The following is a 20,625-nucleotide window of genomic DNA, read 5'->3' as shown; positions in this document are numbered from 1 at the left end:
GAAAAGATTTATTTTTATATTTTATTCAGGAACTAGAATTTTTATTTTTTTTATATCAATTTTATGTTTGTTTTTTAAATAAGGAATTGTTCCTAGTAATGGTGATTTAATATAACTTAACAAAGTTTGGATATAATACGAAGTATATTTATTTTTTGGAACTATATTATTGGCAATCCATCCTAAACATGTTAAGTTCTCTGAAAGAATTGCTTTTTCAGTTAAAATAGCATGATTAATACATCCTAATTTTATTCCTACAACAAAAATAATTTCTAATTTTTCCTCCTTAACCCAATCTGAAAAAGTATATTTCTCAGATAAAGGTGTATACCAACCACCAGCCCCCTCTATTAAAATCCAATTAGATTTTTGAGAAATATGCTGCAAACCTAAAGATAAAACTTTTTTTCTTATAACTTTTTTTTGAATTAAACTAAGTATATGAGGCGGCGTATTTCCAGAAAATGAAATTGGATTTACTTCTTTGTAATCTAATAGAACAGAACTATTTTCTTTTAAAATTATAGTATCTCGATTTATAAATTTATATTTATTTCTTTTTGTTGTAGAAGATATAATCTTACGTTTTTTTATTCCAGAAGATATTGGTTTATATCCTGCAGTTTTATATCCTAATTCATTTGCTTTTTTTAATAAAATACTGCTTACAGTTGTTTTTCCTATACCTGTATCGGTACCAGTGATAAATATTTTTTTTATCATAATTTATTTTCTTTCGTAGTTAAGAACTATATATAATTTTTATTATTTATAAAAAAAAATTTTTTAATTTATAAAATTTTAAGTTGGGTAACTCAACACAGTTTATTCTATGTATTTAATTGATTTATTAATACAAAAGAATATAATGGTTGGTTACTCAAATTAAAAAAACAATTTTTTTAAAATAAATATAAATATTTCTTAAAAAACATTTTTATATTTAGTTTATTATATTGCTGCATTGTAGTATTTTTCTTTACTTAAATTAGATATTTTTAAATTTTCATGATTTTTATTTTCTTCAGTAATACTTTTTGTTTTATAATCAGGAAAAAGGTTTAATTTTTGAAAAAGTTTTTGATCTTTTTCTTCTTTTGGATTTCTTGAAGTTAATAATTTACATCCATAAAAAATAGAATTTGCTCCTGCCATAAAACACATAGCTTGAGTCTGATCATTCATATTTTCACGACCCGCAGACAATCGAATATAGGATTTTGGCATCATAATCCTTGTAGCGGCAACTACTCTAATGAACTCAAATGGATCTACATTTTCGTTTTTTTCCATAGGTGTTCCTGGTATTTTTACTAACATATTTATTGGTACACTTTCTGGTGGGATGGATAAATTAGATAATTCCATTAGAAGTTCCATACGATCTTGTTTTTTTTCTCCGAGACCGATTATCCCTCCAGAACAAATTTTCATACCTGAATTTCGAACTGTTTTTAAAGTATTTAAACGTTCTTCATATGTACGAGTTGTTATAATACTGCTATAAAAGTTCGAAGATGTATCTAAATTGTGATTATAGAAATCTAAACCTGCACTAGCTAATTTTTTTGCTTGAGAATTGTTTAGTGTTCCTAAAGTCATACAGGTTTCCATTCCCATTTTTTTTACTTCCTTGATAATTTTTTCTAAATATGGCATATCTTTTTCTTTAGGATTTTTCCATGCAGCACCCATACAAAATCGAGTTGAACCTGAAGATTTAGCTTTTTTTGCAGCTTTTAAAACTTGTTCTATTTCTAACAATGGTTCTTTTTTTAAACCAGTTTTATATCTTGAACTTTGTGGACAATACTTACAATCTTCTGGACATGCACCAGTTTTAATTGATAATAATGTACTAATTTGTATTTTATTAGGATCAAAATATTCACGGTGTTTTTTTTGAGCTTCGAATATAAGATCAAAAAAAGGTTTTTCAAAAAGTTTTTTCGTATCTTTTAGGTTCCATTTTCGATTCATATAATCTCCAAAAAAAATATGATTTTGTTTAAGTAAAGGTTTATAATAACTTATTTAACATTTTTATATATAAATCATAATGAGTCAATCTGATATATTTTTTGATCATAAACATATTTGGCATCCATATTCTTCTATAGTAAACCCTCTTCCATGTTATTCTGTAATATCGGCAAAAGGTGTTTATTTAAAATTAAAAAATGGAAAAAATATAATTGATGGTATGTCTTCATGGTGGTCGACCATACACGGTTATAATCATCCTATATTAAATAGATCTTTAAAAAAACAAATTAAAAAAATGTCTCATGTAATGTTCGGAGGTATTACTCATCCTTCTGCAATTCTACTTTGTAGAAAACTAATTAAATTAACTCCAAAAAAATTAGATTGTGTTTTCCTTTCTGATTCTGGATCAATAGCCATTGAAGTAGCGATAAAAATGTTAATACAATATTGGGAAGCTTTAGGTCAAGAAAGAACACAAATTTTAACGATTAGAAATGGATATCATGGCGATACTTTTGCAGCCATGTCTATTTCTGATCCCGATAATTCTATGCATAGAATATATAATAAATTTTTACCAAAAAATTTATTTGCAGAAAAGCCTACTTCTTCTTTCCATAAAGAATGGAATTCTATTGATATTGAATCTTTTAAAAAAATAGTAGAAAAAAAATCAAAAAAAATAGCTGGTGTGCTATTAGAACCTATTGTACAAGGTGTAGGAGGAATGAATTTTTATCATCCTACATATCTAAAGGAAATAAAAAAAATATGTAAAAATTATTCTATTCCATTAGTTTTTGATGAAATTGCAACGGGTTTTGGCCGTACTGGAAAATTTTTTGCTTTTCAACATGCCAATGTTATACCAGATATACTATGTTTAGGTAAAGCTATGACAGGTGGCACAATAACATTAGCTGCTACTTTAACTTCACGAAACATTGCAGATACAATTAGTACAGGCAAGGTAAGTTGTTTTATGCATGGTCCTACTTATATGGGCAATCCATTAGCATGTGCTGCAGCTAATGCTAATATAAAAATATTAGAAGAGAATACATGGGAAAAACAAGTTATTAATATTGAAAAACAACTTTGTCAAACTTTATTACCATTAATTCATCATCCAAGAGTGATAGATGCTCGCGTATTAGGCGCCATTGGAGTAGTTGAATGTTTACATTTTGTTAACATAGCTCTTATACAAAAATTTTTTGTAAAAAATGGTGTTTGGATTCGACCTTTTAAAAAAACAATTTATATTGTACCACCCTATATCATTAGTATGGATTGTTTAAGAAAACTTGTTAATGTTATTAAAAAATCTTTAGATGATGATACTTTATTTTATACAAAAAATGTTTAATTATATATTTAAAATATATTTTATTTAGCAATTTAAATTACAAGCGAAGTTATCCATAAAGGACCTTCACTTGTTTTATATTGATTTACTTTTTCTAATTCACCTGTCTTTTGATAAATTTTATATAAACTTAACTTATTAGATTTTTGACCAACAACTATTAAATAACTATTATTGCCATCAATACAAAATGAACGAGGTTGTTCTTCTGTATCGTATTTTTTAAAAAAAACAATCGTATTATCACTTTTATTAATATGAAATAATGAAATACTATTAAGATATCTATCAGATACGTATAAAAAATTGCCACACATAGTTATGTGAATATCAGAAGACCAGTATTTTTTTTCTATTAAATTATTTGATAGTTTTGTGTTTTGTATATTTTTCACCTTTAATAAATTGTTTTCTTCGTATATTTTCCATACGTCAACAGTACCATTTAATTCATTAATAGTATAAGAAAAATTTTGGTTTGGATGAAATATAATATGACGTGGTCCTGATTTTATTTGAGAATAGACTAATTTTTGCTCTGTGCTTTTTAGTATACCAAAATCTGTTAAATAATATAAATAAATACAGTCGTTTTTTAATGAAGTGACAAACAAAACATTATATTTACTATTAAACTTAGAAGCATGACAACCTTCAATATTATGAATGATTTGTATTGGATTTTTAGGAATTCCATTTTCATCTAATGGACTTACGCTTATACAATTAGCATGATATGAGCTGCAAAATAAAAATTTTTTACTGCTATCAAAAGAAATATAGTTAGGAGTACCAGGAATAATGCTTTCTCCTTTTTTTGCAAGTAAACCATTTTTATCTATACAATAAGTAACAATACGATTGTTAGGACGAATCCCAGCATATAACAAATTTTTATTTTTTATAATTGAAATCGGTTGTACTTGACCATTAGTTTGAACTTTTTGTATTAATTCCATATCTCCATTATTATATAAATTCCATACTTCTATATTTTCACTTGTTGCATTAGCAATATAAATAATTTGTTTCATATATTTTCCTCAATATTTTTTATACAGTAATGTATAAAAAAGTTTTTAAGAACAATTTTAATCTATTTGAATTTTATAATTTTTAAATAATTTTTTTATTTAAATTTTTTAAAAAATTTTTAATCCATTTAAGACGTTCATAATTATCTTTAAAATCATGAAAAAAGTTTAATTTTGTTGAATTTTCCATTTTCCAAAGATGAGGTTCTTGTTTAAATAATTTTAATAAATATTGTGTATTAATAAAATTGTGTTTATCAAATTCTATCATTCCTATTTTGTTATTAGATTTAATTCGTAAAATGCCAATTTCTTCTGTTAAGAATCTAATTTTAGCACTTAAAATTAAATTTTTTGTAGGAATAGGTAATTTTCCAAATTGATCTACTAGCTCAAATTTAATTTTTTCTATATCATTTTTATTTTTAGCATTTGCAATTTTTTTATAAAAAAACAATCGTTTATTCACATCAAAAATATAATTTGAAGGTAATAAAGAAGGTGCATAAAGTTCAATATCTGATTTTTTCACTAATTCTTCTAATAAAAATTTTTCTCCACCATTTTTCAAAATCTTTATTGCCTTTTTTAACAATTTTAGATATAAAGAAAAACCAATATTCTGTATATGACCACTTTGTTCCTTACCCAATAATTCACCTATTCCTCTGATTTCTAAATCTTCATTTGATAAAGTAAATCCGCCTCCAAAATTATTTACTGATGAAATAGCATCTAACCTTTTTTTTGCCTCTGATGTAATGTTTTTTAAATTATTAACAAGAAAAAAAGCATATGCTTGATCATTTGATCTTCCAATTCTCCCCCTAAGTTGATGAAGTTGAGATAATCCAAAATAATCTGAATTTTCTATAATAATTGTATTGGCTTTTGGTACATCAATACCACTTTCAATAATAGTTGTACAAACCAAAACATTAAAACGATGATGATAAAATTCGTTCATTGTGTTTTTTAATTCAGTATTTTTCATTTTACCATGACCTATTTTAATATTTGCTTCAGGAATTAAATTGGATAATTTCCTAGCTATATTATTGATGTTTTTGACCTTATTATAAATATAATATACTTGTCCACCTCGCGATATTTCACGTAAAATTGCTTCTTTTACTAAAATAGGATTATATTCTTCTATGAAAGTTTTTATTTCTAATCTTTCTTTAGGTGGTTGTGATATAATAGATAAATCTTTTATACCTGTCATAGCCATATTTAAGGTACGAGGTATAGGTGTAGCTGTTAAAGTTAATATATCAATATTAGAATATTTTTTTTTTATAACTTCTTTATGATGTACACCAAATCGATGTTCTTCATCAATAATAAGTAAACCAAGATTATACCAATTTATATTTTTTAATAAAATTTTATGTGTTCCTACTAATATTTTAATATCTCCATTTTTGATTTTTTTTAAAATATTTTCTTGTTCTTTTTCATTTCTAAATCGAGTTAAAATATCAACTTTAACAGACCAATTATAAAAACGTTTTTTAAAATTATCAAAATGTTGTTGTGCTAACAAAGTAGTTGGTACCAAAACAACAACCTGTTTATCATTTAATACAGATATAAAAGAAGCTCTTATTGCTATTTCAGTCTTACCAAATCCTACGTCTCCACAAATTAATCTATCCATTGGAATAGAATTTTGCATATCATTTAATACACATTTTATGGCTTTATCTTGATCTAATGTAGTTTTAAATGGAAATTCTTTGCAAAAAAGTTCGTATTTTTTTGTATTTATTTGAAATGAAAATCCATTTTGAGATGATCTCTGTGCATAGATATCTAATAAAAACGCTGCATGATCGTAAAGATTTTGATTGATCTTCTTTTTTTCTTTATTCCAACTATCACCACCTAATTTATGAAGTGGTACATTTTCTTCTGGAATTCCAATATAGGGAGAAACGAGATGTAAATGAGAAATAGGAACATACAATTTATCTTCTTCTGCATATAAAATAATTAAATATTCAGATTCAATACTAGCTGTTTTTATCTTAGTTAATCCTTGATATCGCCCAATACCATGTTCAATATGTATGATCGGATCATTTAATTTTAATTGATCTAAATAACTCTTTTTTTTTTGAAAAACATTGTTTTTAACTGATACTAGAGATTTTTTTTTATTAAATTCTGGAAATATTTTTTTAATAGGAATAAACAAAGAATTATTTTCTACATTTATAAATCCATTGTATAAATTTCCTATTATATAAAAATAATTAAATTTTTGATTAAAATCAGTAATATTTTTTATATATTTTGGATAAATGTTTTTAGATTCTAAAATTTTTAAAAATTTTTTGATACATTCCTCTTGTGTTAAAGAAAAAATTATTTTTCCTGAAAAATTTTTTAAAAAAGAAAATATTTCATCAGTGTTATTATTTAGAAAGAATTCAGGTAATTTTTTATAATTATTTTTCACAAAACCTTTAGTATCTCTATTTTTACTAAGTAAAATTTTAATAGAAGAATATTTTTTTAAAAAAAATGACAATTCTTCAGTGGTGATCCACATTTTTTCTGGTTTGATTATCAAATCGAAGCATTGTTTTTTTAAAATATTGTATCTTTCCACGATTTTTTTCCAAAATTCATTAGAGTTTTTTTGATATTGATCTTGATAAATCATTAAGGTGTTTTTAGATAAATAATCAAATAATGTTGATAATGAATTTTCAAAAAACAATGGTTGTAAATACTCAATACTAAAAAAATTTTTTTTATCAAAAATATTTTTATAAAAATTATTAAATTCCATAATTTTAGAAAAAACTTGGTTATAATTTTTTCTAAAAATATTAATTCCATCTTGATGTATTGGAAATTCATTTTTTGGCATAATGATAATTGATTTTTTTTCTTTAAAAGTCAGCTGATTATTTATGTCAAAAAGTTTTAAATTAAAAATTTTATTTTCTGTAAAATAAATTCTATATGGTGACATTGTACCAACAGGATAAATATCAACTAACGATTTTTTTATGCTAAAATCACCAATCTCCTTCACTTCATTTGTTTTATGATATCCAATGTTTTCTAACTTAGAAATTAAATTTTTAAATTTAAAAAAATCGTCTTTTTTAATTAAGAAAGATTCTTTATAAATATATTCATAAGGACATATTTTTTGTAAAAGAGTTTGAATTGCAACAATTAATAAACCTTTTTTTATTTTGGACAAATAATATAGAATAGAAATACGAGAAGAAATAATTTTTTTATCAGGAGAAATGTGATCATATGGCAATGTTTGCCAATCTGGAAAAACTATTACTTGTCTATCTGTAAATTGTTTTGTTAATTTTTGCAATTGTAAGGTATCTTTTATATTAGATGTAATTAATACAACTAAGTCTGGATGATTTTCAATAATAGAAGCACATTCAAATGGTATTATTGATGAAATCAATTTATCTGATATATATATTTTTTTATTTTTTTTTATCATATATTATTTATCTAATTAAATATTTTATAAAATTTTTAAAAATAGATTAAACATATTATCAAAAAAAATATCTTTTCTTTAATAAAATAGAAATAAATAATAATTTATTTATAAATATGTTTATATATATTTTTTAAAATTTTTTATTAAATATGTTAGTATATAATTAAAAACAATAATTTATGAAATTAACGTAAAAAAAATTGTTTTTTTAACTTAATTTTTTAAAAAAATCCTTAACTATTAAAGATATTATAAATGTATAAGCCTATATATATATTTATTGGTTTACGTTATCTATGGAATCCTCATTTACCAAATTTTAAAAAAATTATTACTATTTTATCAATTTTAGGAATAAGTATTGGTATATCTTCAACTATTATTACCATATCTATAATCAATGGATTTCAAAATAAATTTAAAAATGAAATTTTATCTTTTATTCCTCACATAATTATTACTAATAAAAATTGTAATGTTAATAAATTAGATTTTCCTAAAGAAATTTTAAAATTAAAAAATATTGAGAAAATTACTAATTTTATTAGTAAAAAAGTAATCATTGAAGATAAAAAAGAAATAAATATAGGAGAAATAATTGGCGTTGAAACAAAAAATAAAAAAAATTTAGAGAATTATAATATAAAAAACGTTTTGTATACGCTGAATTCAAAAGAATATAATGCAATTATAGGAAAAGAATTAGCTAAAAAACTACATGTTAATATCAATGATAAAATTAAATTAATTATTTTACCTACTAGTAAAAAAAAATTTTTAAAAAATAACCCTAATATACAGTTATTTAAAATAACCGGTGTATTCTCAACTAATAATGAAATTGATGAATATCAAATATTGATTAATAAAAAAAATGCTTTAAATTTTTTAAATTATGATAAAAGTAGTATTACTGGTTGGAGAATATGGTTGAAAGATCCATTTACTCTGGATATTCAAAAAATAAAAAAATTAAACAAAAATTTCATTGTATTAGATTGGAAAATGAAAAAAGGTGAATTATTTAAGGCAATGCAAATTGAAAATTATATCATGTTATTTTTTTTTATTTTAATTTTATTAGTAGCTGGTTTTAACATAGTTATATCATTAACTATTCATGTATTAGATAAAAAAAATAATATTTCAATTTTTCAATCTCAAGGGTTACCTCGTTATAAAATAATGCTAATATTCATTGTATTAGGATCAAGTATTTCTATAATCGGAAACTTGTTTGGTACTATAACGAGTATTGTGTTAATTTTTCAAAAAGATTTTTTAAATTTTTTAATTAAGATTTTTTTTATCGATATTAAAATTCCTATAAAGATTATCCCTATTCAAATTTTTGTAATAAATATTACATCTATATTTCTTACAATTTTATCAATGTTATATCCAATTTGGTATGCTATTAAATCCATACCATCTAGAACTTTATCTGATGAATAAAAATATAATTTTACAATGTATTAATTTAACAAAATCATTTTATAAAAAAAAAGAAGAAATAAAAATTTTAAATAAAATATCATTAAAAATCTACAAAGGCGATATAATATTTATAACTGGAAAATCTGGTTCTGGAAAAAGTACTCTTTTACACTTATTAAGTGGATTAGATACACCTACTTCTGGAAGTATATTATTCGAAGGTATTTTATTAAATTCTATGTCATCTAATGAAATAGCCCAGTTAAGAAATTTAAAATTAGGATTTATTTTCCAATTTCATCATTTACTTTTAGATTTTAATGTTCTTGAAAATGTTGCGATGCCATCATTAATCGGTAGAAAAAGTGTCAAAGAATCGAAAGAAAAATCATATGAAATATTAAAAAAAGTTAATTTAGAAAAAAAAATAAATAAATATCCTTCTGAATTATCTGGTGGTGAAAGACAACGTGTAGCTATCGCTAGAGCTTTAATAAATCAACCTTCTTTAATAATAGCAGATGAACCAACAAGTAATTTAGATGAAAACAATGCAACAATTATTTTTGATTTAATATTTAAATTAAATAAAAGTTTAAATACTTCTTTTGTCATTGTAAGTCATGATTTTCGTTTCATAAAAAAAGAATTTATTTTATTTGAAATGAAAAATGGTCAATTATTTAATAATAAAAATTAACATGAAAAGATATATTAAATGAATGTTTTACCTTTTTTAATTGCAAAACGATTGTATCATCGAAATAATAAAAATCATGCAATATTATTAATTTCTATTTTATCTAAAATAGGAATTTCTATTAGTATATTCACATTAATTTTAAGTTTTAGTGCTTTAAACGGTTTTCAAATATTAATGAAAAAAAACATTTTATCAGCTCTACCGCATGGAATTATTGAACTAACAGATAAATCATTACTTACTTGGAAAGATATTACAAAAAAATTAACGTCACTACCAGAAGTCATATATTCTGAACCATATATTTTAATGAATAGCGTTTTACTAAAAAATGACCAAATGAAATTTATTAACATTAAAAGTTTTAAAAATATAAAATATATAAAAAAATATTTTTCTTTTCAAAAAAAAATATATAATTTTTCTAAATTAAAAAAAATCTATAATAATGAAATCATTCTTTCTTCTGATTTGGCAAAATATTTTTCTCTTAAAGAAGGAGATTCAATTAATTTAATTATTTTAAATAAATATATAAATTTTGATAAAACTAAAATACAAAATTTTTCTTTTAAAATTAAATCTATATTTCATTCTAATGGAATCTCTAATTCAAACATTGGATTAATACCTTTTATTTTTTTTCAAAAATTTTTAAAGATAGAAAATAATATTAATAAAATTGAATTATATATGTCTGATCCATTTCAAGCAGATAAAATTGTTCTTAAAATAGCTAGAAAAATAAAAACACCTCTTTTTTTTTATAGCTGGATGTATAGTTATAAATATATCTATCATGATATTCAAACAATTAAAACAATAATATATTTTACGTTATTTTTAATAATAATAATTTCATGTTTTAGTGTAGTATCTATTTCTTTAACGTCTATATCTAAAAAAACAAAAGAAATTGCTATTTTACGAAGTATAGGCGCCAATAATGTTCTTATTCAGCTAATTTTTTTTTACTATGGAATGCGTTTTATTATTATAGGAAATTTAATAGGTTTATTAACAGGAATTATAACAGTATTAAACTATAAAAAAATTATGTTTTTTTTAGAAAAAAATTTTCAAGAAAGCTGGTTATTAAAAAATATTTATTATAAAAGTTTTTTATTATTAAAATTAAATTTTTTTGATTTACTCATTATTTTTATAAGTACTCTAATAATAGGAATGATTGCAAACTGGTATCCAGTATATTATGCATCAAAAATTAATCCTAATAAAATATTAAAAGAATATTAAAATTGTTTCTTTTAAAGAAATATTTTTTTATAAAAAAAAGATATTGATTATAAATAATTTACAAAAAAAATGGTGAAACAATGACTATTAAAGTAGGTATTAATGGATTTGGTCGTATTGGACGCGTTTTATTTCGTCTAGCTCAGGAACGTAAAAATATTGAAGTTGTAGCGATAAATGATTTACTTGATCCTGAATATGTAGCCTATATGTTAAAATATGATTCAACTCATGGAGTTTTTAAAAAAAATATTGAAGTTAAAAATAAAAATCTTATTGTTAACGGAAAAAAAATTAGAATTACCTCCATAAAAGATCCTGAAAAATTAATGTGGGATAAATTATCAATTGATGTAGTAATTGAATCTACTGGTCTCTTTTTAACAAAAAACACAGCTCATAAACATATCTTATCTGGTGCAAAAAAAGTTGTCATCACTGGACCATCAAAAGATGATGTTCCAATGTTTGTTAGAGGTGCTAATTTTGATAAATATAAAGGAGAAAAAATTGTATCTAATGCCTCTTGTACAACTAATTGTTTAGCTCCCTTATCAAAAATAATAGATGATCATTTTGGTATTGTTGAAGGACTAATGACTACTGTACATGCTAGTACAGCCACTCAAAAAATCGTTGATGGAGCTTCTAATAAAGATTGGAGAGGAGGTCGGGGAGCTTTACAAAATATTATTCCTTCTTCTACAGGTGCAGCTATTGCTGTAGGAAAAGTTTTACCACATTTAAATGGTAAATTAACAGGAATAGCTTTTCGAGTTCCTACTTCAAATGTATCTGTAGTGGATTTAACAGTACGTTATAAAAAATCAGCGACATACAATGAAATTTGTGAAGTTATTAAAAACGCTTCTGAAAATAAAATGAAGGGAATTTTAGGATATACTGAAGATGAAGTTGTATCAACAGATTTTAATGGTAACGAATTAACTTCTATTTTTGATGCTAAAGCTGGTTTATCTCTAAATAAAAATTTTTCTAAATTAATTTCCTGGTATGATAATGAAACAGGTTATTCTAGTAAGGTATTAGATTTAGTTACATTAGTTGCTTCAAAAGAAATATAAAATATAATTATTTCTATAAAAAGCATATTTTTTTTATATATAAAGTATTTAAATAAATAAGATGATCTTATATATAAGATGTATCTTATTTTTTTTAAAATAGCAGTATTAAGTATAATCTTAATACTGCTTTTTTTAAAATTTTTTGTTTCAACTTTTTATTGTCTAGCTAATCTAATAAGAGAAGGTGAAAAAATATTATTGCTGCGCCATGGATTGATATCAATTCCACCTCTTCGAGTATATCTTGCATATAAGCTTAATTTTTTAGGTTTACAAATGTTATTAATATCATTAAAAATTCTTTCAATACATTCTTCATGAAATTCATTATGAGAACGAAAAGAAATTAAATAACGCAATAGCGAATCATGATTGATTGGTAATCCAGTATATTTAATATATATTGATGCCCAATCGGGTTGTTGGGTAGCAGGACAATTAGATTTAAATAAATGAGTATATAAATCTTCCTTGATTATTTTTCTTTCAGAATTAATCATAAGTAACGATGGTTCATATTTATATGATTCTATTTTAATATTTTGATTATCTATACAAATACCATGAAAATCTGCGATTTTTTGATTTTTAATTTCATCTAAAGTAAACAGTTTAACAGAAATTTTTCCACATACACATCTAGTGATATCATCAATTAAAATTTTAATAAAATCAGCGTCACTATTAAATTTTATTTGATTAAAACTATTTATATAAATTTTAAAACTTTTAGATTCGATAATGTTAGTGCTGTTTATATCAATTTCTATTTTAGCGATGGCAATTTTTGGTAAACCATTTTTATTTAACCAAGATAGTTCGTATAAAGTCCAAATGTCTTTTCCGACAAAGGGGAGATCAATATAATTTAATTTAATTTTTTTTCGATGTTGTTTTCTAGGTATAGCTTTTAGAAAATTAAAATTATTTGTTTTAAAACTCATATTTTTTCTTTAATTTAAAGTTATATATAATCATATTTTATATAAAATTTATTTTTTAATTTTATTCATTTATGATAAAATCATATTTTTTATAAGTAAAAATTAGGAAGAATATTTTTTATCCATTTTTTTATTCTTTCTTCTGTTTTTTCTGGTTGTCGATCTTCGTCTAAAGCTAATCCTACAAAATAATCTTTATTTAAAAGAGCTTTAGAAGATTCAAAATTATATTCAATTGTAGGCCATTTTCCAACTATTTTAGCATTATTTTTTTTTAAAACTTTATGTATTAAACCCAATGCATCACAAAAATATTCTGCATAATCTTCCTGATCACCACACCCAAATAATGCTATGGTTTTATGCAAAAAATTCATTTTTTTTAAAGTAGGTAAAAAATCATCCCAATCACATTGTATTTCACCATAATACCAAGTAGGAACTCCTAATATTAGATAATCAAAAATTTCAATATCTTTTTTAGAAGCATTGCTAATATCATGTAATATAGAAATATTACTACCAATTTCTTTATGAATTAATTTTGCTGATTTTTCTGTATTTCCAGTATCACTTCCAAAAAAAATACCTATTTTTTTCATATTTTATGCCTATTCATCGAAATATATTTCTTTTTTATAAGTAAGAAAATATTTGAAGATTTTTTTATTTAAAAATTTTTTTAAAAAAATACATAAAAAATATAAAACTAAAAAATTTATAATTATTTTTGTTATCTTAGTAGAATAAATGTATTCTAATAGCTAATTTATAAGTTATATTTATTAATAGATTAATTCATAAAAAAATTTTTTAAAAGTTTTTTTACTAAAACTATAAAAATAAAAATATTTTTTTTTAAATTTAATTTTTAAAAAAGAATTTAATTTAAAAAAAAACAAAAAAAATTGTAACATATATTTTTTAAAAAAATACAAATATATTAAAAAAAATAATGAAAAAAAATTTAATTTGGTTTCGAAACGATCTTCGTCTGTATGATAATACTGCATTACATAACGCTTGTATGTGTGATATGGATGAAGTTATTGGTTTATTTATTTCTACCCCACAACAATGGAAAGATCATTTTTTTTCTTCTAAAAAAATATCGTTTATCTACCAAAGTTTAATCAGCTTACAAAAAGAATTATTTAAATTAAATATTATTCTACATCATCATGAATGTCCTAATTTTTTAAGTTCAATAGATTATTTAATTCATTTCTGTGAAAAAAATAAAATAAATAGTTTATTTTATAATTATCAATATGAAATAAATGAACGAAATCGTGATTATATAATAAAAAAAAAACTATCTCAAAAAGGTGTTGTTGTAAAAGGATTTCACGATAGTCTCTTGATTTCTATTGATAGAATAAAAAACAAAAACAATAAAGCATATAAAATTTTTTCTTTTTTTAAAAAAAAAGTAATATATAATTTATCGAAAAAAATCCCCGAATGTTTTCCTATTCCAATAAAAAGAAGATTTTATCCTAATTTTTCATTACTAAAATTATTTCCAGCAAATTTAGTTGTTAATTTTGATCAAAAAGTCTTTCCCATTGGAGAAAGACAAGCTATTAACAGACTAAAAAATTTTTGTATCGATAAGATAGAGGAATATTCTTTAAAAAAAAATTTTCCATTTTTAAACGGTACTAGTATGTTGTCTCCCTATTTGTCCTTAGGAATAATATCGCCACGATATTGTTTAAATATAATTTTAAAAAAATATAAAAAAATACCATTAAATATTATTTTAAATTCAGATTGGTTAAATGAAATAATATGGCGTGAATTTTATTATCATTTGTTAGTTGGTTTTCCAATACTCAGCAAATCTAAAGCATTAGTTATATGGGAAGAAAAAATTAATTGGACAAATAATATAAATTATTTTAATGCTTGGAAAAATGGAAATACAGGCTTTCCTATAGTAGATGCAGGAATGAGACAATTGAATCAAACAGGTTGGATGCATAATAGACTAAGAATGATTACGTCTAGTTTTCTAGTAAAAAATCTTTTAATTAATTGGAGAAAGGGTGAAAAATATTTTATGTCTAATTTAATTGACGGAGATTTTGCGTTAAATAATGGTGGATGGCAATGGTCAGCTTCAACAGGGAGTGATTCTGTTCCGTATATACGTGTTTTTAATCCTTTAAATCAATCAAAGAAATTTGATAGATCCGGACTTTTTATACGAAAATATATTCCAGAATTAAATTATGTACCAGATAATTATATCCATAACCCATACGAGTGGTCAATAAGAAATAACTGTAAAATAAACTATCCAGAACCAATTATAGACTATAAAAACAGTAAAAAAAAAGTATTATTAGTATACAATAAAGCTCAATTAGATTGCAAAAAAGAAAAGGTTTGATAAAATGGAAAATTTTTTATTAGAAAAAATCATTAATAAAGAATTATCAAGTGATGAATATAATGATGTTGTACCTAATGGATTACAAATAGAAGGCGAAAAAACAGTTAAAAAAATTATTACAGGTGTTACTGCTTGCCAAGACTTATTAGACAAAGCATTATCTTACCATTGCAATACTATAATTGTTCATCATGGTTATTTTTGGAAAAGAGAATCTCAATATATTCATAACATGAAGAGAAAAAGATTAAAAACTATACTTTCTAATAATATTAATTTGTACAGCTGGCACCTACCTTTAGATATTCATCCTACACTAGGAAATAATGCGCAAATAGCTAAAAAATTAAACATTTGTATTAAAGGTCATATTTTACCTTATTTATTATGGGGAATTTTAAAAGACAATATAAATGCTTTTGATTTTGCTAAAAAAATTGAAAAAAAATATGAAAAAAAGCCTATACATATATATGAAAATGCTCCATTGTATATTTCTCGTATAGCTTGGTGTAGTGGAAGAGGGCAAAATTTTATAAAAAAAGCGTATAATTTTGGAATAGATGCTTTTTTGACAGGTGAAATTTCAGAAGAAACAACGCACATTGCTAAAGAACTAGGTATTCATTTTTTTTCTATAGGACATCATGCTACAGAAAAAGATGGAATTAAATCTTTAGGTAAATGGTTAAATAATAAGTATGATTTAGATGTAACGTTTGTTGATATTTATAATCCCGCATAATTTAAAAATTAAATTATAAAAATTTTACCTATTTTTAGATTTTCTATCTAAATAATTTAATAAAAAATTTAAATAAAAAATATGAAAAAAAATACACTAGAAAAATGGTTTAATTCTTCCTGGTTATCTAGTAGTAATCAGAGTTATATTGAAAAAATATACGAAAGTTATTTAATAAATCCAAAATCTGTTGATGTTACATGGCAGAATAAATTTTCAAATTTATCTAAAAAAGAAAAAAATATTTTAAGGGAGGAAAAAGATTTTTATAAAAATAATAATTTTAAAGAAATTAAAGTTGATAAACAAAATATCCTAGAAAAAAAAATTAATTATATTATTAACACTTTTCGAAAAAAAGGCTATAAAAAAGCTTTAATCGATCCTATCCAATTAAATGAACAAAAAAAATATAAATATTTAGAACCTTCTTTTTATGATTTTAGCGAAGATGAATTAGAAACAACTGTTAAAGTCGATTTTAAAAATTCTTCTCAATATACAATAAAAATTATAGATTTATATAAAGAATTAAATAATAAATACTGCGGTTCTATTGGATTTGAATATATGTACATCGAAAATTCATTTGAAAAAAAATGGATTACAAAAAATATAGAACTATTTTTTAAAGAAAATTTGTTTTCACAAAAAGAAAAAATAAGTTTTTTAAAAGAAATTATTTATGGAGAAACTTTTGAAAAATACTTGGGAAAAAAATTTTCTGGTACAAAACGATTCTCTTTAGAAGGAGCAGAGGCATTAATTACTATTCTGCACGAAATAATTCGATATTCAAAAAACAATAATATATCTGACATTGTCTTAGGTATGGCACATAGAGGTAGATTAAATGTATTAGTAAATGTATTAAACAAAAATCCAAAGATCTTATTTGATGAATTTTCTGGTATTAACATACCAAAGGAATATAGTGGCGATGTAAAATATCATATAGGTGGAATTGCACAAATAAAAAATGAAAAAGAAAAAATACATTTAAAATTAGCATATAATCCATCTCATTTAGAAATAATCAATCCAGTTGTTTTAGGTATAGCACGAGCATCTATAGATCAATTAAAAATTTCTGAAAATAAAATTTTATCTATTAATATACATGGTGATGCTTCTATTATTGGACAAGGTGTAATTCAAGAAACATTAAATATGTCTCAAACAGAAGCTTATAAAGTAGGTGGTACTGTTCATATAGTAATTAATAATCAAATTGGATTTACTACATCTAATCCTAAACATCTTCGCTCTAGTAAGTATTGTACTGATGTTGCTAAAATAATTCAATCACCTGTATTTCATGTCAATGCTGACGATATAGAAGCCTCTATTTTTGCAATTCAATTGGCTTTAAAATTCAAAAAGAAATTTAAAAAAGATGTTTTTGTAGATTTAGTATGCTATAGACGACATGGACATAATGAAGTAGATGATCCTTCTGTAACACAACCTCTTATGTATAAAAAAATTCGCAATCATCCTACTATAAGTAAAATATATTCTAACTTACTAATTTTTGAAAAATTAATTACATCTCATGATGTTGAGAAAATAGTAGAAAAATATACTACTAAACTAGTACAAGGAAAAAACATTTTCTCAAAAAAAGACAATATAAAATTTCAATATGAAAATGAAAATTTTTTTATAAAAAAACAAAAAGAAAATAAAAAATTGGATTTTTTTAATGTTAAAGATTTATTACATTCTATTAATACTATTCCTAATTCAATTAAAGTACATGATCGAGTTAAAAAAATTTATCAAGAAAGAATAGAGATGTCTGAAGGACGAAAATTATTTGATTGGGGTGCGGCTGAATTATTAGCTTACGCAACAATACTAAAGGAAGGAATTTCATGTCGTCTTTCAGGAGAAGATATAAGTAGAGGAACTTTTTTTCACCGTCATGCTGCTATTCATGATCAAAAAAATGATTCTATTTACATCCCTTTACAAAATATAGAAAAAAATCAAGGAAAATTTGAAATTTGGGATTCTGTTCTATCAGAAGAAGCAGTTTTAGCTTTTGAATATGGATATTCATTATTTCCATCAAATAATTTAACAATTTGGGAAGCACAATTTGGTGATTTTGCTAATGGTGCTCAAGTAGTTATAGATCAATTTATTAGTTCAAGTGAACAAAAATGGAATATTAAATCTAATTTAGTTCTTTTTTTACCTCATGGATATGAAGGACAAGGACCTGAACATTCTTCTGCTAGACTTGAAAGATTTCTTCAACTGTGTGCAGAAAATAACATACAGGTATGTATACCTACTCTATCTTCACAAATATTTCATTTATTAAGACGTCAAATATTTAGTAATATTTATAAACCATTAATTATTTTAACTCCTAAATCACTTTTAAGAAACGCTATGGCAGGATCTTCTTTAGAAGTTTTAATAGATGAAAACTTTAAAAATGTAATACATGAAACAAATAAAAATCAAAAAGAAGTAAAACGTCTAATTTTTTGTTCTGGTAAGATATATTATGATCTTTTAGAATATCGTAATAAATATAATATTAATAATATTGAATTAATTCGAATTGAGCAATTATATCCATTTCCAAAAGATGAAATATTGAAAATATTAAAACTTTATTCTTATGTACAAGATTTTATTTGGTGTCAAGAAGAACCACATAATCAGGGTGCATGGTTCTATATTAAAAATTCTTTATGTACTCTTTTACCGCATAATACTCATTTAAATTATATTGGTCGTCCATCTGCTGCTTCACCTGCAGCTGGTCATATTTTAATGCATAGGAAAGAACAAGAAAAAATAATATATAATGCATTTAATTTCTTAAAATAGTACAAAAGGATACAAAATGAATAAAATAAATATTCTTGTTCCAGATCTACCTGAATCTGTTAATGATGCAGTAGTCGTAAAATGGCATAAAAAAATTGGAGAAAAAATTTCTTCTGAAGATAATATAGTTGATATTGAAACAGATAAAGTAATGCTAGAAGTTTCATCTCCATGTAATGGAGTATTAGATGTTATTTTAGAAAAAGAAGGAGCGATTGTTAAATCAAATCAAATATTAGGAAATATTATTGAATCTAAAAATATTGAAAATAAAACAGGACTGCAATCAGTAGAAAATAAAAAAAAATTTATAAAAAACAAAAATTTTAATATTCCTTTTAAAGAAAAAATATATAATTTCACACCTTCTATAAGACGTTTAGTAAGAATTAATAAAAATAACGAAACATTTAATGAATTAAGTTATATAAAAAATCAAAAAAGTACTGAAAAAAAATTAAAAAAACATTCTTTTTTTAATACAAAAGAAAATAAAAATTTTGAAAATAGAATAAAAATGACGCGACTACGTCAAAAAATTGCTGAAAGATTATTAGAAACTAAAAATAATACAGCGATGCTTACTACTTTTAATGAAGTAAACATGCAACCAATAATATCATTACGTAAAAAATATGGCGAATCTTTTGAAAAAAAACACGGTGTCCGTATTGGATTTATGTCTTTTTTTGTAAAAGCAGTGGTAGAAGCTTTGAGAAAATTTCCAGAAATAAATGCATCTATTGATAAAACTGATATTGTTTATTATAAAAACTTTGATATCAGTATTGCTGTTTCTACTCCTAGAGGAGTGATAACACCAGTTTTAAGAAATGCAGATAATATGAGCATCGCTGACATAGAAAAAAAAATAAAAGAATTGTCCATTAAAAGTAGCGAAAACAAAATAAAATTAGAAGAATTAATCGGAGGAAATTTTACCATAACTAATGGTGGTGTTTTTGGTTCCTTAATGTCTACACCTATTATTAATCCTCCTCAAACTGCTATATTAGGAATGCATGTTATCAAAGAACGTCCTATGGCTATAAATGGAATAGTAAAAATTCTTCCTATGATGTATTTAGCGTTGTCTTATGATCATCGTTTAATAGATGGAAAAGAGTCTGTTAATTTTTTAATAACTATAAAAAATATATTAGAAGATTTAAATCGCATTTTAATTAATATATAAATTTGTTTTTATATATTAAAAAAATTTATTTTTTAATATACTTCAAAAGTACAGTAATTCTTAGTTATGAACTGTACTTTTATTTTTATAACAATTAATTATTTTTATTTTATT

General features: G+C 23.1%; 15 protein-coding genes. 9 read left to right on the top strand and 6 right to left on the bottom strand.

Going from position 1 to position 20,625, the window contains the following annotated elements; translation table 11 throughout:
- Nucleotides 1-21 precede the first annotated feature (21 nt).
- The gene (gene bioD, locus QZ401_RS01995; protein WP_295164471.1) at nucleotides 22-726 is read right to left on the bottom strand and encodes a dethiobiotin synthase; all 705 of its coding nucleotides are present in this window, start codon (nucleotides 724-726) and stop codon (nucleotides 22-24) included.
- Nucleotides 727-954: 228 nt separating this feature from the next.
- Nucleotides 955-1,983 (bottom strand): biotin synthase BioB, encoded by a 1,029-nt coding sequence (bioB, locus tag QZ401_RS01990; protein ID WP_295164469.1) that lies wholly within the window; start codon nucleotides 1,981-1,983, stop codon nucleotides 955-957.
- Between the two features lie 79 nt (nucleotides 1,984-2,062).
- Here bioB and bioA point away from each other — a divergent pair, with 79 nt between their 5' ends.
- Nucleotides 2,063-3,361 (top strand): adenosylmethionine--8-amino-7-oxononanoate transaminase, encoded by a 1,299-nt coding sequence (gene bioA / locus QZ401_RS01985; protein ID WP_295164466.1) that lies wholly within the window; start codon nucleotides 2,063-2,065, stop codon nucleotides 3,359-3,361.
- A gap of 32 nt (nucleotides 3,362-3,393) precedes the next feature.
- Here bioA and pgl read toward each other — a convergent pair whose 3' ends face one another.
- Both pgl and mfd read right to left on the bottom strand, forming a co-directional pair.
- Nucleotides 3,394-4,395: a 6-phosphogluconolactonase gene (gene pgl, locus QZ401_RS01980; RefSeq protein WP_295164463.1), complete on the bottom strand. Its 1,002-nt coding sequence runs from the start codon at nucleotides 4,393-4,395 to the stop codon at nucleotides 3,394-3,396.
- A gap of 82 nt (nucleotides 4,396-4,477) precedes the next feature.
- Entirely contained in the window at nucleotides 4,478-7,888 is a 3,411-nt protein-coding gene (gene mfd / locus QZ401_RS01975; RefSeq protein WP_295164461.1) for a transcription-repair coupling factor, read from the bottom strand.
- Nucleotides 7,889-8,146: 258 nt separating this feature from the next.
- On the opposite strand from mfd, the gene QZ401_RS01970 reads away from it, so the two are divergent.
- The 4 genes from QZ401_RS01970 (at nucleotide 8,147) to gap (ending at nucleotide 12,373) form a co-directional block, all read left to right on the top strand.
- Entirely contained in the window at nucleotides 8,147-9,346 is a 1,200-nt protein-coding gene (locus tag QZ401_RS01970; protein WP_295164459.1) for an ABC transporter permease, read from the top strand.
- The gene (gene lolD / locus QZ401_RS01965) at nucleotides 9,339-10,028 is read left to right on the top strand and encodes a lipoprotein-releasing ABC transporter ATP-binding protein LolD (protein ID WP_295164457.1); all 690 of its coding nucleotides are present in this window, start codon (nucleotides 9,339-9,341) and stop codon (nucleotides 10,026-10,028) included. Before QZ401_RS01970 ends, lolD begins: the two co-directional genes overlap by 8 nt.
- 18 nt (nucleotides 10,029-10,046) lie before the next feature.
- Nucleotides 10,047-11,288, top strand: a complete 1,242-nt coding sequence (locus QZ401_RS01960) for an FtsX-like permease family protein (protein ID WP_295164456.1) — start codon at nucleotides 10,047-10,049, stop codon at nucleotides 11,286-11,288.
- 80 nt (nucleotides 11,289-11,368) lie between these two features.
- Entirely contained in the window at nucleotides 11,369-12,373 is a 1,005-nt protein-coding gene (gap, locus tag QZ401_RS01955; RefSeq protein ID WP_295164455.1) for a type I glyceraldehyde-3-phosphate dehydrogenase, read from the top strand.
- 158 nt (nucleotides 12,374-12,531) lie between these two features.
- Here gap and queF read toward each other — a convergent pair whose 3' ends face one another.
- Both queF and fldA read right to left on the bottom strand, forming a co-directional pair.
- Nucleotides 12,532-13,320 (bottom strand): NADPH-dependent 7-cyano-7-deazaguanine reductase QueF, encoded by a 789-nt coding sequence (gene queF / locus QZ401_RS01950; protein ID WP_295164453.1) that lies wholly within the window; start codon nucleotides 13,318-13,320, stop codon nucleotides 12,532-12,534.
- Between the two features lie 89 nt (nucleotides 13,321-13,409).
- Nucleotides 13,410-13,922 (bottom strand): flavodoxin FldA, encoded by a 513-nt coding sequence (gene fldA, locus QZ401_RS01945; RefSeq protein ID WP_295164451.1) that lies wholly within the window; start codon nucleotides 13,920-13,922, stop codon nucleotides 13,410-13,412.
- Between the two features lie 353 nt (nucleotides 13,923-14,275).
- Here fldA and phrB point away from each other — a divergent pair, with 353 nt between their 5' ends.
- The 4 genes from phrB (at nucleotide 14,276) to sucB (ending at nucleotide 20,511) form a co-directional block, all read left to right on the top strand.
- Complete coding sequence (gene phrB / locus QZ401_RS01940; protein ID WP_295164449.1) at nucleotides 14,276-15,718, top strand: deoxyribodipyrimidine photo-lyase; 1,443 nt, start codon at nucleotides 14,276-14,278, stop codon at nucleotides 15,716-15,718.
- A 4-nt stretch (nucleotides 15,719-15,722) separates the two neighbouring features.
- Nucleotides 15,723-16,466, top strand: coding sequence for a Nif3-like dinuclear metal center hexameric protein (locus QZ401_RS01935; protein ID WP_295164447.1), 744 nt, complete (start codon nucleotides 15,723-15,725; stop codon nucleotides 16,464-16,466).
- A gap of 81 nt (nucleotides 16,467-16,547) precedes the next feature.
- Nucleotides 16,548-19,316 (top strand): 2-oxoglutarate dehydrogenase E1 component, encoded by a 2,769-nt coding sequence (locus QZ401_RS01930; RefSeq protein ID WP_295164445.1) that lies wholly within the window; start codon nucleotides 16,548-16,550, stop codon nucleotides 19,314-19,316.
- 16 nt (nucleotides 19,317-19,332) lie between these two features.
- The gene (sucB, locus tag QZ401_RS01925; protein WP_295164443.1) at nucleotides 19,333-20,511 is read left to right on the top strand and encodes a dihydrolipoyllysine-residue succinyltransferase; all 1,179 of its coding nucleotides are present in this window, start codon (nucleotides 19,333-19,335) and stop codon (nucleotides 20,509-20,511) included.
- Nucleotides 20,512-20,625: the final 114 nt, after the last annotated feature.

Source organism: uncultured Buchnera sp., assembly GCF_913776765.1.
In the GTDB taxonomy this organism is placed as follows: domain Bacteria; phylum Pseudomonadota; class Gammaproteobacteria; order Enterobacterales; family Enterobacteriaceae; genus Buchnera; species Buchnera aphidicola_AO.
This window is presented reverse-complemented; position numbering and strand designations above follow the sequence as displayed.

What these genes read in the sequence shown, in the direction of transcription:
- bioD (WP_295164471.1), bottom strand. Translation starts at nt 726, where the DNA reads ATGATAAAAAAAATATTTATCACTGGTACCGATACAGGTATAGGAAAA.
- bioB (WP_295164469.1), bottom strand. Translation starts at nt 1,983, where the DNA reads ATGAATCGAAAATGGAACCTAAAAGATACGAAAAAACTTTTTGAAAAA.
- bioA (WP_295164466.1), top strand. Translation starts at nt 2,063, where the DNA reads ATGAGTCAATCTGATATATTTTTTGATCATAAACATATTTGGCATCCA.
- pgl (WP_295164463.1), bottom strand. Translation starts at nt 4,395, where the DNA reads ATGAAACAAATTATTTATATTGCTAATGCAACAAGTGAAAATATAGAA.
- mfd (WP_295164461.1), bottom strand. Translation starts at nt 7,888, where the DNA reads ATGATAAAAAAAAATAAAAAAATATATATATCAGATAAATTGATTTCA.
- QZ401_RS01970 (WP_295164459.1), top strand. Translation starts at nt 8,147, where the DNA reads ATGTATAAGCCTATATATATATTTATTGGTTTACGTTATCTATGGAAT.
- lolD (WP_295164457.1), top strand. Translation starts at nt 9,339, where the DNA reads ATGAATAAAAATATAATTTTACAATGTATTAATTTAACAAAATCATTT.
- QZ401_RS01960 (WP_295164456.1), top strand. Translation starts at nt 10,047, where the DNA reads ATGAATGTTTTACCTTTTTTAATTGCAAAACGATTGTATCATCGAAAT.
- gap (WP_295164455.1), top strand. Translation starts at nt 11,369, where the DNA reads ATGACTATTAAAGTAGGTATTAATGGATTTGGTCGTATTGGACGCGTT.
- queF (WP_295164453.1), bottom strand. Translation starts at nt 13,320, where the DNA reads ATGAGTTTTAAAACAAATAATTTTAATTTTCTAAAAGCTATACCTAGA.
- fldA (WP_295164451.1), bottom strand. Translation starts at nt 13,922, where the DNA reads ATGAAAAAAATAGGTATTTTTTTTGGAAGTGATACTGGAAATACAGAA.
- phrB (WP_295164449.1), top strand. Translation starts at nt 14,276, where the DNA reads ATGAAAAAAAATTTAATTTGGTTTCGAAACGATCTTCGTCTGTATGAT.
- QZ401_RS01935 (WP_295164447.1), top strand. Translation starts at nt 15,723, where the DNA reads ATGGAAAATTTTTTATTAGAAAAAATCATTAATAAAGAATTATCAAGT.
- QZ401_RS01930 (WP_295164445.1), top strand. Translation starts at nt 16,548, where the DNA reads ATGAAAAAAAATACACTAGAAAAATGGTTTAATTCTTCCTGGTTATCT.
- sucB (WP_295164443.1), top strand. Translation starts at nt 19,333, where the DNA reads ATGAATAAAATAAATATTCTTGTTCCAGATCTACCTGAATCTGTTAAT.